Here is a 13,482-nt window from a genome sequence, read left to right as displayed (position 1 = left end):
GCAATGCTAAAATAACTGGCCGGCAAAGGCGGAAGCTGCAAACGAGTGAGTTGACGTTTTCCATTCTTCCGCCATGCTACTGTCATGAGCAACCGCGTGAAGAGTAACCTCCGCACTCGATGAACACACAGACCGCACCGTCTCCGCAATTCTACCTCACTGCGCCGGCAGCCTGCCCTTACCTGCCGAACGAGATGGAGCGAAAAGTCTTCACCCACATGGTGGGCGAGCGCGCGCCTGAACTCAACGATCTTCTGACACAGGGCGGCTTCCGCCGCTCGCAGAACATCGCCTACCGCCCGGCCTGCGAGACCTGTCGCGCCTGTATCTCGGTGCGCATTCTTGCCAACGAGTTCAAGCCCAGCCGCTCCATGCGCCGGGTGCTTGCCGCCAATCAGGACGTGACATCGGCGGAGTATCCGGCCGAGCCGTCGAGCGAACAGTACAATCTTTTCCGTCGGTATCTCGACCGCAGACACCAGAAGGGCGGCATGTCTGACATGTCGGTGCTCGACTACGCGATGATGGTCGAGGACACGCATGTGCACACGAAGATCATCGAGTATCGCCTTAGGGTCGAAGGCGATGGCATTAGCGAGAAAGCGCGCGGACCGCTGATCGCGGCAGCGCTGACAGATCGCATGGGCGACGGGCTTTCGATGGTCTATTCCTTCTTCGATCCCGATCGAGAAGACCGCTCGCTCGGCACGTTTATGATTCTCGACCACATTCGCCGCGCCAGAGAGCGCGGATTGCCCCATGTCTATCTTGGCTATTGGGTCAAGGGATCGCGGAAGATGGGCTATAAGACAAAGTTTTTGCCGCAAGAACACCTTATGGCCCGTGGCTGGGAACGCTATGAAGGCGGAGACACCACAGTGGAAGCCGCACCTACGAAAACGGGTTAGAAATTGAGTTCATCTTCTGATGCCGCGATGCACCGGCGCGGCCTTGCCATAACCGGTCTCGGCGGTCTCGCGCTCTCCTTCGACATCCCGCTCATCCGCTCCGCCGGTGGCGACGTCTGGTCGCTGCTTGCCGTGCGCAGCCTGTCGACGTTCGTCGTCGCGCTCGGCGCCTGGTTCGTGATCAACCGCGTGTTCGGCCGCAAGCTCTCCCTGTTACCAGGCAAGACCGGGCTTGCCGTCGGGCTGTTCTACGGCATCAATTCCTGCACCTTCCTGCTCGCCGTCTTCAACACCTCGACGGCGAATGTGGTCTTCATCCTCGCCTTCACCTCGATGTTTGCCGCCATTTTGTCCTGGATCTTCCTGAAGGAACGGCCATCGAACGCCACATTGGTGACGATGCTGGTCATGGTGTTCGGCGTCGGATTGATCGTCCAGGACGGATTGGAAAGCGGCCATCTCTTCGGCGATGCGATGGCCGCATCCTCTGCCTTTCTCCTCGCCAGTGCCATCACGATCAGCCGCGCGAGCAAGCGCGACATGGCGCTGGTACCGTTGGTGACGGCGATCTTTCCGGCAGCGGTCGCTCTGCTGATGCTGCCGCCTTCGGGCTTCTCGATCGCAGAGCCTAGTTACATCTTCTTCAACGGCCTCGTGATGATCCCGCTCGCCTTCTTCTGCCTGGCGACGGGACCGCGTTACCTCTCCGCGCCGGAAGTGGGCATGTTCTACCTGCTCGAAACGATCCTGGCGCCGATCTGGGTCTGGCTGGTCTTTGCCGAAACCCCGACAACGCAGACCTTGCTGGGCGGCGCGATCCTGATTTTGGCGCTCATTGGTCATTCGCTCTGGCAGATGCGCAGCCGAGCGCTGAGAGCCGCAGTGACCTGCGCCGAGTAACGATATCGGATCAATGATCGCGGCGAGGACCGGTCGGCCGCGGGCGGCGCGGCTTCTGGTCGGATTCGCCACGGCGATCACGAATCGGGGTTCGTTCCGGCACCGGTTCCGGCGCGGCGGATGCCAGTCGGGTTTCAGGCATCTGCACGCGCATCGCCCACAGCTCACGATTGGTGTTGATCCAGGTGGCCGCCTCGCTCAAAGGCGCCGGATTCCCGCTTAGCGATTCGCCTTCGCGACGCCGCAGGCGCGTGACGAGACCCGCTGCCTCAAGGAGTGCGATGTGCTTCTCCAGTTCTTCGCCTCGCACCGCAACGGCCGAGGCGATGTCGGTGACACGCGCCTCGCCGGCAAAGAGGATCTCGAAGATCCGCCGGCGAACCGGGCTGGCGAGCGCCAGGAGAATATCGTCGAGCGTGTTGGCGTTCGGCATTGGCACCATCCTGTTGGATGGGCAGTGATCCACGATACGTGCGGCACTTACAAGCGCCGCATCTCGCTCGGTTTCAACTGTATTTCCAATACCTTAATGTACAAATTCAGTGCCCCGGAACGGGACACCGGCCATGCGGCTCGTCGGCCGCACGGCCAGCAATTGCTGGTCAGCCGCTAAACTTTCCGCTGCGCGGGAAGCCCTTCGGAACGACGCGGCCGGCCGATGCGCGATCGCCCTGCCACTCGATCAGCTCATCCTTCGTCTTGGTAAAGACACGGCCGGCGCTGTCTTCCCAGACGAGCCCCTCGGCGATCGTGAAGCAGCGGATGTCGGAGATGCCGCCATCCTTGTAGCGCTGCAGCCGGACGCCCTTGCCGCGCGCCATTTCAGGGATTTGGACGAGCGGGAAAACAAGCATCTTGCGGTTCTCGCCGACGACGGCAACATGGTCTCCCTTGACCGGCACGACCAGCTTGGTTTCGTCCGGCATCGAGACGTTCATCACCTGCTTGCCCTTGCGGGTGTTGGCGACGATGTCGCTTTCCGTCACGACAAAACCGTTGCCGGCAGCCGACGAGACAATGAGCTTGCGCGCCGGATCGTGGACGAAGGCGGTCAGCACGTCCTGGTCGTTCTCCATGTCGACGATGATGCGCAGCGGCTCGCCATGGCCGCGACCGCCAGGCAGCTTGTCGCCGCCGAGCGTGTAGACCTTGCCGCCCGTCGTGAAGACGAGGATCTTGTCGGTCGTCTGCGCCGGGAACGCCACCTTGAGCGCATCGCCCTCCTTGAACTGAAGCGAGGACGTGTCGGTGATGTGTCCCTTCAGCGCCCGGATCCAGCCCTTTTCCGAGATGACGACGGTGATCGGTTCCTTCTCGATCATCGCCTGCTGGATCGCTTCGACGTCAGCCTCCGGTGCATCGGCGAAGGTGCTGCGACGCTTGCCGATCTCGGTGGCCTTGGCAAACTTCTTTTTGACCTCGCCAATCTCCCAGGCGACGGTCTGCCACTGCTTCTCCTCCGAGGCGAGCAGTGCTTCGATCTCGGCCTTCTCCTTCGAAAGCGCGTCGAATTCGGTGCGGATCTCGAACTCTTCGAGCCGGCGCAAGGAGCGAAGGCGCATGTTGAGGATCGACTCGGCCTGCAGATCGGTGAGCGAGAAGCGCTCCATCATGACCGGCTTCGGCTCGTCTTCTTCGCGGATGATGCGAATGACTTCGTCGATGTTCAGATAGGCGACGAGATAGCCACCGAGGATTTCCAGCCGGCGATCAATGGCCGACAGGCGGTGGCGGGAGCGGCGCTGCAACACCTCGCGACGGTGCGCCAGCCATTCCGAGAGCACCTCGTTGAGCGCCATGACCTTCGGCACGCGCCCCATGGACAGCACGTTCATGTTGAGCGAGATGCGGCTCTCCAGCTCGGTCAGCTTGAAGAGCGACTCCATCAGAATGCCGGCATCGACCGAGCGGCTCTTCGGCACGAGAACGATGCGGACGTCTTCCGCGGATTCATCGCGGATGTCTTCGAGCAGGGGCAGCTTGCGGGCGACCAGAAGCTCGGCGATCTTTTCGATCAGGCGCGACTTCTGAACCTGATAGGGGATCTCGGTGACGACGATCTGGTAGCCGCCACGGCCGAGATCCTCCTGCACCCAGCGAGCGCGAACGCGGAAACCGCCACGGCCCGTGCGATAGGACTCGGCCATGCTTTCGCGACTCTCGACGATCACGCCGCCGGTCGGGAAATCGGGGCCTTCAATGCCGCCCTTCTGTGGATTGGCCGGATCGTAAAGCAGATCCTCGACACTCGCGTCCGGATGGCGGATGAGGTGCAGCGCCGCGTCGCACAGTTCGTGTGCGTTGTGCGGCGGGATCGAGGTGGCCATGCCGACCGCAATGCCGGTGGCGCCGTTTGCCAGCAGATTCGGGAAGGCCCCGGGAAGCACGGTCGGCTCCTGGTCCTCCTCGTTGTAGGTGGGGCGGAAATCCACCGCGTCCTGGTCGATCCCTTCGAGCAGGAGCGAGCAGACGTCCGTCATCTTCGCTTCGGTGTATCGCATCGCCGCGGCGTTATCGCCGTCGATATTGCCGAAGTTGCCCTGGCCGTCCACCAGCGGATAACGGATCGCAAATTCCTGGGACAGGCGCACCAGCGCGTCATAGATCGATGCGTCGCCATGCGGGTGGAACTTACCCATGACGTCGCCGACGATACGGGCGCATTTCTTGAACGACGAGTTGGGCCTGAGGCCCATTTCGCTCATCGCATGCACGATGCGGCGATGCACGGGCTTCAATCCGTCGCGGACGTCCGGAAGCGCGCGGTGCATAATGGTCGACAAGGCATAGGCAAGATAACGCTCTTCCAACGCCGCCTTGAGGTCAACCGGCTGAATATTGTCGTCCCCGCCTGACGGGGGAGTAAGGCTTTGTCCCATAGGTCCTTGCTAACGCAACAAACCCGGAACAGCAAGGTTTTCAGGGGATGCGATTGTGGAGAACCCCCTTGCGGGCCAACTGTTGGCGGTCGAAGCGATCCGCTTGCTCCGGCGCAATGTTCGTGCAACGGTCGGACGGCTATGCGTCGGAGGCGAGCGCTTGGTAACATCCCGGAAAGCATGCCCGACCGGGAACATGTGCGGTTCGACCAAGCGAATATAATTTCGCCCTGTTTCGTAATAGCTTCGGCTGCAGTTGATTTGGACGAATTGTGAGGGGGATTGCAAGACACGAACTGGCCGCCGACATCCACCGGATGTTGCCGTTCGCTCCCAGTTGACGCCCTCGGCGGAAACAAACCAGATTAGCCACGCCTCATCTTCGAAACAGCTAGACAATCAAAGATTTTACGAAGGAACTCGACAATGATGCACACGCGCAAGATCCGCCTGATGATGGCGAGCGCCGCGCTCCTCACGCTCGCCGGTCCGGCCTTCGCGCTCGATGGCGCGGATCTGATGAAGAAGCTCGACGCGGCGACGAACGCGAACGGAACATCCCTTACCTACGACAAGGCCGAAGTCGACGGCGACAAGGTAACGGTGTCCGGCGTGCAACTGAAGGTCGCCAGCCATCCGGGCGACGCGCTGAAGATCGGTGAGTTGACCTTCGAAGGTGTCGAAGAAACCGAAGGCGGCGGATACTACGCAGAAACCGTATCCTTCCCCGACGTCAATCTAAGCCAGGACGAGGGCAGCCTGTCGGTCAAGGACATCCTGCTTTCGGGCCTGACGATCCCCGCCAACGCGAACGGCGGCACCATCAACGATATTCTCCTCTACGAAAGCGCCAGCACCGGCCCGATCACGGTGAATGCGAAGGGCAAGGAAGTCTTCTCGCTGGAGAGCACCGAAGCCAACCTGGCGCGCCAGGAAAACGACGCCGGCTTCGACTTCGACGCGACGGCGTCCGGCATCAAGGCGGACCTTTCGTCCGTCGAGGACGCCAAGACGAAGGACGCAATCGAAAAGCTCGGCCTGACCACGCTTGACGGCGCCCTGACGATGAAGGGTAGGTGGGAGATCGAGAGCGGCAATGTCGCCCTGGAAGAATATTCCTTCGACTTCAAGAATGTCGGCCGGCTGAACTTCGCCTTCGACATCTCGGGCTACACGCTCGCCTTCGTCAAGTCGATGCAGGAGGCGATGAAGGCGGCCGAGGCCAACCCGAACAAGGAAGAGGCCAACCAGGCCATGGGCCTCGCGATGATGGGCCTGATGCAGCAGCTGACATTCAACAGCGCCGAAATCCGCTTCGATGACGCCTCGATCACCAAGAAGGCGCTCGACTATGCCGGTTCGCAGCAAGGCGTTTCCGGCGAGCAGATGGCTCAGTCGCTGAAGGGCCTGGTGCCGATCATGATGGCACAGCTCAATGTGCCGGAACTGCAGAACCAGGTATCCGCCGCCGTGAACGCCTATCTCGATGGCCCGAAGAGCCTGACGATCAGCGCGGCACCGGAAAAGCCGGTTCCGTTCCCGATGATCATGGGCGCCGCCATGGGCGCACCGAACACCATTCCGTCGGTGCTCGGCGTCAAGGTGACCGCGAACGACTGACCCTCGCACCTGTTCCCGGCCTCAGCCGAGCCCGAAACAAGCGACGTTACGATAAGCGTTTGCGCGCCCGTACGGGCGCGCAAACTTGAGTGGCCGCATCGGTCCCCTGATTTTGTCGCACGATCCGCGAGACTTCCAATCCGGCTTCCCCGAAGCAGGTTTGTATTTCACACCCATTGGCTGCGCACAGATCAAGGCTCGCTTCTACTTGCGGACATGCTTTCGGCTGACACCCGTACTTCTTGGCGGAGCGCGCATCGGTTGCAGCGATCGTCACTCTCCCAGCAGGCTATTCATGGCATCAAGAAAAATCCGCGGTCGGGCGATGGCGTTTTTCATCAAAATCGGGCATGCCACACTCACGCGACTGAAAATCCGACTTCTGACGAACTTGAGTACATCTAAGGCTTAGCAGGGTCATCCCGGACTTTACGTAAGAAATACAAGTATACGCCTGAATATAATCTTCACTTTACGGCAGATCGGACGTAAATGCTCGCCTGGCTCCAGCAGACTGTAAATTTTAGAGAAGAATTGGCGGACGGGAAATTCGCCCCCGTGCGCGCCGATTACTATTCGGGCCCGCCGGGTAAGCCGCTTCGCCTCCTGCTCCAGGCGCGAACGGATTTCCTGTCGATCTGGCGCGCCGGCGATTATACCGAAAAGGTCTCGCAGATCCGGATTCTCGGCCGGCAGGTCATCGTCGTCAACTCACCCGACTTGATCCGGCAGGTGGTCGTCAAACGACACGAGAACTTCGAGCGCAAGAGCCCGCAGATGCGCCGGGCGCTCGAATTCCTGCTCGGGGACGGGTTGTTCATTTCCGACGGCGACACCTGGAAGCAACGCCGGCCATTGGTGGCGGACATCGTCCACGCGAAGAGGGTTCCGTCCTTCGGCCCTGTCATGGAGAAGACGACCAGCGAACTGGTCGAGCGCTGGAACCGGATGCCCGATGGGGCCGAGGTCAATGCGCTCCACGAAATGGCGGGCCTGACCGCCGAGATCATCGCGCGCAGCGTCTTCGGCAACCAGCTCGGTGATGACAGTGCGGCCGCCGTTACCGAGGGCTTCACCAGTTACCAGTCGTTGGTCGATTCCATCAACATCGGCTATTTCCTCGGCTTTGACGACGGGCTTCCCGTCCTGCGCACCCCGAGCCTGCGTCGCTCGGTCAAGCGTATCCACGGGACCATCGACAAGGTGGTGGAGGATCATCTTGCCGGGCGCGGTGACCACAATTCCATGGTCGAACTGCTCATCCGGCGGCAACAGCGAAATCCGGAGCTGAAGCTCGACCTCGTCGCCTTGCGCAACGAGGCCGCGACCATCTTCATGGCCGGCCATGAGACGACGGCGGCCACGCTTACCTGGACCTGGTATCTGCTTTCCAAGGCGGGCTGGATCGAGAAGGCCGTCCACGACGAGATCGCCAGGGTCTGCGGCGACCGAATGCCGACGATCGACGATGTGCCGCAGCTCGAATGGTGCCGGGCCGTCATCGAGGAAACACTTCGTCTCTACCCGCCGGTTCCGATCCTGGCGCGACAGACGCGCGAGGCGGACATGATCGGCGACGTCGCTGCCGAGCCGGGCTCGCTGGTCCTGATCGTGCCATGGCTCCTCCACCGCACCGCAAGCCTCTTCGAAGACCCGCACCATTTCCATCCGGAGCGGTTCACCGAGGGCCGCCGCCCGACGCCCTACAGCTTCATTCCCTTCGCAAGCGGCCCGCGCGTCTGCCCGGGCCTGCATTTCGGCCTGACGGAAGCGATCCTGTGCCTGGCCATCATCGCTCAGCGCTACCGGGTTCGCCTGCGCGAACGCCACGCGGTCGAGCCGATCTGCCGGCTGACCCTGAGGCCGAAGGGCGGGCTGCCGGTCACCCTACATAGGCGAGAAGGCACGTCGCATGGCGCCGGATAATCCTGGCTTCAAGGGACCTATCGCCAAGCGGAAAGCCTGGATCTTCGCTGAAGAGCACCCGCCGCGTCTTGCTGACGCGCTGGCGGGGGGCGAACGCGCGCGAGCCTTTCGGCGCTACTGGATCAGCGACAATCTCTCGAATCTCGCCAACCTTGCCGCCCATTTCGGCATGAAACTGTTGCCGATGGATGCATGCTCGCGCCTGGGGGCCGCGCTTGGCCTGTTCGCGGTGCCGCGCTTTCACAAGGTCGCCGCTCAGCGCGCCCGCGATACGATCAAACATCTGCGTCCGGACCTGAGCCCCGCGGAACAGGAAGCCTTGTTTCTCGAAAACTGTCGGGCCCAGGGGCGCCTGATGACGGAGTTTTCCGTCATCAACAGATTGCAGAGATATCACGATAGGTTGCTGACCGAGGGTCTCGCGCCGATCCGCAACGCGGCGAAAGACGGCCCAATCATCCTCGTCGGGCTTCATCTCGGCAATTGGGAGGTCGGGACGATCGCGTTCCGCAATCTCGGCCTCCAGCCCCACGCCTTCTATGTTCCCCCGAAAAGCCGTGCCAAGGCATGGATCGCCGAACGCGTGCGCAGCAAGGCCGGACTGCAGTTTCTTCCGCCGGGCGCCGAGGGAATTCGGCCGGCGCTCAAGGTCCTGAAGAGCGGTGGCGTTGTCAGCATGTTCTGTGACGAAGGTTTTGGCGGCATGATCCGCGGACCGTTCTTCGACCGCAAACCGCATCAGGAAGGCAATCTCGCGCTTGCCATTCGCCTGGCACGCATGACAGGTGCCACGATCTGCCCCTGGTACGGCCTGCGTACTGACGGCTTTCGCTTCGAATGCCGGGCGCTGGAGCCCACACGACTTCCGGCCTCAGATCCCGCCAACGCGCGCCTCCTGGACGATATGCTGCTTCTGAACGAGGCGATCGAGCCCGTCGTTCGAGCCCATCTCGACCAATGGTATTTCCTGGACAACGCGCTTCGGCCGGAATGACGGCACCGCGGTTTTTTGCCCCCTTGGCTTCCATGATATGATCAGCGCTTGATGCCGTCAGACCTCGGCCTATTTACTTTGGGCGGGGATCCGAGGTCCCCGCATTCCTGACCGATAAAACGGAAGGAGGAGCCCATGGGACTGAAGCATGCGGATATTACCGCTATCCTTGGCCCGGTCGACGAGACGCTGATGGCCGAGTTGCTTGCGACCGGCGCGACGGCGGCCGAACTCGCCGAGGCCATTGCCTGGGTCAACAACGACGAGGCGCTGATTGGCGAAGGCCGCCACCTGCCGGCTGGCCGGGTTGCGGCATTGATCGATATCCTGACGCCGGACAATGACGAGGAACGGGACTTCGCGACGTAGCCGAACAGGCAGCGAGGCGCGCTGAAGGTTTTCGATTGCATGCAGGGTTGTCCCCCGCGCGGCGGGCGGCGGGAGCATGAGGCTACGTGTTTGGTGTTGAGGGAGGTCAACAATGGCAGCCAAGGAAGTCAAGTTCAGCAGCGATGCCCGCGACCGTATGCTGCGTGGTGTCGATATCCTCGCCGATGCCGTGAAGGTGACGCTCGGCCCGAAGGGGCGGAACGTAGTGATCGACAAGGCCTTTGGCGCGCCACGCGTCACCAAGGACGGCGTCTCGGTTGCCAAGGAGATCGAACTCGAAGACAAATTCGAGAATATGGGCGCGCAGATGCTGCGTGAAGTGGCGTCACGCACCAGCGACGTCGCCGGCGACGGAACGACGACGGCCACCGTGCTCGCTCAAGCCATTGTCCGGGAAGGCGTCAAGGCGATCGCATCGGGCATGAACCCGATGGACCTCAAGCGCGGCATCGATCTCGCCGTCGAAACGATCGTTGCGCAATTGAAGACCCATGCCCGAAAGATTTCCAACAACGAGGAAATCGCCCAGGTCGGCACGATCTCGGCGAACGGCGACAAGGAAATCGGCAACTATCTGGCAAAAGCGATGGAGCGCGTCGGCAACGAGGGCGTGATCACCGTCGAGGAAGCCAAGACCGCCGAGATCGAACTTGAGATCGTCGAGGGTATGCAGTTCGACCGCGGCTACCTTTCCCCCTACTTCATTACCGACCAGGAGAAGATGCGCGTCGAATTTGAAGACCCGTATATTCTCATTCACGAGAAGAAGCTCTCTAACCTGCAGGCCATGATCCCGATCCTCGAATCCGTGATCCAGGCGAGCCATCCCTTGCTGATCATCGCCGAGGATGTGGAGGGCGAAGCGCTTGCCACGCTCGTCGTCAACAAACTGCGCGGTGGTCTCAAGATCGCGGCCGTCAAAGCCCCCGGCTTCGGAGATCGGCGCAAGGCGATCCTCGAGGACATCGCCATCCTGACGGGCGGCACGGTCATTTCCGAGGATCTCGGCATAAAGCTTGAAAACGTGACGCTGGACACGCTCGGGCGCGCCAAGCGGGTGATGGTCGAGAAGGAAAACACCACGATCGTCGATGGCGCCGGAACGAAGGCGGATATCGGCGGACGTGTCAGCCAGATCAAGGCACAGATCGAGGAAACGACGTCCGACTACGATCGGGAAAAGCTGCAGGAACGGCTCGCCAAACTCGCCGGCGGCGTCGCGGTGATCCGGGTTGGCGGCTCGACCGAAGTCGAAGTGAAGGAGAAGAAGGATCGCGTCGACGACGCCCTGCATGCGACGCGAGCCGCGGTAGAGGAAGGTATTCTGCCCGGCGGCGGCGTCGCGCTGCTCAGGGTCGCGCACGCACTCGACGGGCTCAAGGCCGGCAATGACGATCAACGCGTGGGCGTCGAGATCGTTCGGCGGGCAGTCGAGATGCCCGTTCGCCAGATTGCCGAGAATGCCGGTGCCGAAGGCTCCGTGATCGTCGGAAAGCTCCGAGAAAGGAGTGACTTCGCCCACGGCTGGAACGCCCAGACCGGCGAATATGGCGACCTCTTCCGCATGGGGGTCATCGACCCCGCCAAGGTGGTGCGTGCGGCGCTGCAGGATGCGGCTTCCATCGCCGGTCTCTTGGTGACGACCGAGGCCATGGTCGCGGAAAAACCGAAGAAGAATGGACCCGCGCCGACGCCCGGTCCCGGCATGGACTTCTGACGGACGCCAGAAGCTCATCGTTGCATGACGAACGCGACCTTTGCGGACAGGGGCAGTTAACGCGTGACGTTCGCGACAGTGCCTACGGCAGGCGCTGAGACGGGTGGGACGTATCAAACGAAAAAGCCCGGCGAGACGACCGCCGGGCTTTTCTTTTTGCGAGATCTGCTCGACCTCAGTCCTTCTTCTGCGGGATCGGGCGGATCGCCAGTTCGCGCAGCTGTGCCGGGGTTGCGGCCGACGGCGCGCCCATCAAGAGGTCGACAGCCTGCTGGTTCATCGGGAACAGCGAGATCTCGCGCAGGTTCTTGGCGCCGACCAAGAGCATGACGATGCGGTCGATACCGAAGGCCATACCGCCATGCGGCGGTGCGCCGTACTGGAAGGCGCGGTAGAGGCCGCCGAACTGCTCTTCGACTTCCTGCTGCGACTTGCCGGTCAGTTCGAATGCCTTGACCATGACTTCCGGAAGCTGGTTACGAATCGAGCCCGAGGCGATTTCGAAGCCGTTGCAGACCATGTCGTACTGGTAGGCCTTGATCGACAGCGGGTCTTCGCCGTTGAGCGCTTCCAGGCCGCCCTGCGGCATCGAGAAGGGGTTGTGGGCGAAGTCGATCTTCTTCTCGTCTTCCAGCCATTCGTAGAACGGGAAATCGACGATCCAGCAGAATTCGTAGCGGTCACGGTCGACGAGGTTGAGTTCCTCGCCGGCGCGGGTGCGGGCTTCGCCGGCAAATTTGTAAAACTTAGCGGGATCGCCGGCGACAAAGAAACAGGCGTCGCCGTCGTCGAGGCCGAGCTGCGTGCGGATCGCGTCCGTGCGCTCCTCGCCGATGTTCTTGGCGAGCGGGCCGGCGCCTTCGAGCTTTTCGCCTTCCTTGCGCCAGAAGATGTAGCCGAGGCCGGGCTGGCCCTGGCTTTGCGCCCAGGCGTTCATGCGGTCGCAGAAGGCGCGCGAGCCACCGGTCTTGGCCGGGATCGCCCAGACTTCGACCTTCGGGTTCGACGCGATCATGTTGGCGAAGACCTTGAAGCCGGAGCCGGCAAAGTGCTCGGTGACCGCCTGCATCTCGATCGGGTTGCGCAGGTCCGGCTTGTCGGAGCCATACTTGCGGATCGCCGTGTCATAGGGGATGCGCGGGAAAGTCTCGGTCACCGGCTTGCCTTCGGCGAACTCGACGAAGATCTCGCGGATCACCGGTTCCATGGTCGACCAGACGTCTTCCTGCTCGACGAAGCTCATTTCGAGGTCGAGCTGGTAGAACTCGCCCGGCAGACGGTCGGCGCGCGGGTCTTCGTCGCGGAAGCACGGTGCGATCTGGAAGTACCGGTCGAAGCCGGCAACCATCAAGAGCTGCTTGTACTGCTGCGGCGCCTGCGGCAGGGCGTAGAAGTTGCCGGGGTGGATACGTGACGGTACCAGGAAGTCACGCGCGCCTTCCGGCGACGATGCCGTCAGGATCGGGGTCGTGTATTCCGTGAAGCCGACTTCGCCCATGTGGCGGCGCATCGACGAAATGATCTGCGTGCGCTTGACGATGTTCTTGTGCAGCGTGTCGCGGCGCAGATCGAGGAAGCGATACTTCAGGCGCACGTCTTCCGGGTAGTCAGGCTCGCCGAACACCGGCAGCGGCAGTTCCTTGGCGGCCGAGAGAACCTCGATCTCCTTGGCATAGAGCTCGATCTCGCCGGTCGGCATGCCCTTGTTGACGGTATCGTCGGTGCGCGCCTTGACGACGCCATCGATACGGATCACCCATTCGCCGCGCACCGTCTCTGCGATCTTGAACGCCGGGCTATCCGGATCGGCGACGACCTGGGTCATGCCGTAATGGTCGCGCAGGTCGATGAACAGCACGCCGCCATGATCGCGGACGCGGTGGACCCAGCCGGAGAGGCGAACGGTGGAGCCGACGTCCGACTTGCGGAGGGCGGCACAGGTGTGGCTGCGGTAACGATGCATCGTCTTATCCCGGAATTGCAAAGAGCCGCGCAGGCTCGTGGGACACGGCGCGCGGCAACATGGTCAAAATCGGGCGGAAAAGCGCATGATGCGCGGCCTTTGTCAAGCCGCGCGACCGCTGCCGCCCCCGATGGAGGCGCGTTGTAGACGAAGGAAGCGGCCAGTCCAAGGCCGTGCTCGAACAA

9 protein-coding genes and 1 pseudogene are annotated in these 13,482 nt (G+C 62.0%); 7 read left to right on the top strand and 3 right to left on the bottom strand.

The features are described 5' to 3' along the window. Window positions 1-119 precede the first annotated feature (119 nt). Complete coding sequence (locus AC1Z3V_RS23360) at window positions 120-908, top strand: arginyltransferase (RefSeq protein ID WP_429808591.1); 789 nt, start codon at window positions 120-122, stop codon at window positions 906-908. Window positions 909-911: 3 nt separating this feature from the next. Beyond that, entirely contained in the window at window positions 912-1,808 is an 897-nt protein-coding gene (locus AC1Z3V_RS23355) for a DMT family transporter (protein WP_429808588.1), read from the top strand. 106 nt (window positions 1,809-1,914) lie between these two features. On the opposite strand, the pseudogene AC1Z3V_RS23350 reads toward AC1Z3V_RS23355, so the two are convergent. Both AC1Z3V_RS23350 and parC read right to left on the bottom strand, forming a co-directional pair. Then, window positions 1,915-2,241, bottom strand: a pseudogene (locus AC1Z3V_RS23350) (helix-turn-helix domain-containing protein); the annotation flags it as partial. A 169-nt stretch (window positions 2,242-2,410) separates the two neighbouring features. Next, the gene (gene parC, locus AC1Z3V_RS23345) at window positions 2,411-4,687 is read right to left on the bottom strand and encodes a DNA topoisomerase IV subunit A (RefSeq protein ID WP_483502017.1); all 2,277 of its coding nucleotides are present in this window, start codon (window positions 4,685-4,687) and stop codon (window positions 2,411-2,413) included. Between the two features lie 426 nt (window positions 4,688-5,113). Between parC and AC1Z3V_RS23340 the strand changes: the two genes are divergently transcribed. The 5 genes from AC1Z3V_RS23340 (at window position 5,114) to groL (ending at window position 11,334) form a co-directional block, all read left to right on the top strand. Then, window positions 5,114-6,307 carry a hypothetical protein gene (locus AC1Z3V_RS23340; RefSeq protein WP_483502016.1) on the top strand — a complete coding sequence of 398 codons (1,194 nt, stop codon included), beginning with the start codon at window positions 5,114-5,116 and terminating at the stop codon, window positions 6,305-6,307. 558 nt (window positions 6,308-6,865) lie between these two features. Continuing rightward, the gene (locus AC1Z3V_RS23335; protein WP_483502015.1) at window positions 6,866-8,233 is read left to right on the top strand and encodes a cytochrome P450; all 1,368 of its coding nucleotides are present in this window, start codon (window positions 6,866-6,868) and stop codon (window positions 8,231-8,233) included. After that, the gene (locus AC1Z3V_RS23330; RefSeq protein WP_483502013.1) at window positions 8,220-9,227 is read left to right on the top strand and encodes a lysophospholipid acyltransferase family protein; all 1,008 of its coding nucleotides are present in this window, start codon (window positions 8,220-8,222) and stop codon (window positions 9,225-9,227) included. Before AC1Z3V_RS23335 ends, AC1Z3V_RS23330 begins: the two co-directional genes overlap by 14 nt. A gap of 135 nt (window positions 9,228-9,362) precedes the next feature. Beyond that, entirely contained in the window at window positions 9,363-9,596 is a 234-nt protein-coding gene (locus tag AC1Z3V_RS23325) for a hypothetical protein (protein WP_483502012.1), read from the top strand. Between the two features lie 112 nt (window positions 9,597-9,708). After that, window positions 9,709-11,334 (top strand): chaperonin GroEL, encoded by a 1,626-nt coding sequence (gene groL / locus AC1Z3V_RS23320; protein ID WP_483502010.1) that lies wholly within the window; start codon window positions 9,709-9,711, stop codon window positions 11,332-11,334. Window positions 11,335-11,509: 175 nt separating this feature from the next. Here groL and aspS read toward each other — a convergent pair whose 3' ends face one another. Then, window positions 11,510-13,297 carry an aspartate--tRNA ligase gene (gene aspS / locus AC1Z3V_RS23315; protein ID WP_429808568.1) on the bottom strand — a complete coding sequence of 596 codons (1,788 nt, stop codon included), beginning with the start codon at window positions 13,295-13,297 and terminating at the stop codon, window positions 11,510-11,512. Window positions 13,298-13,482: the final 185 nt, after the last annotated feature.

The organism is Ensifer sp. 38_S197 (genome assembly GCF_056924495.1).
The sequence above is the reverse complement of the archived record's forward strand: the minus strand, read 5'-3'. Positions and strand labels throughout refer to the sequence as shown.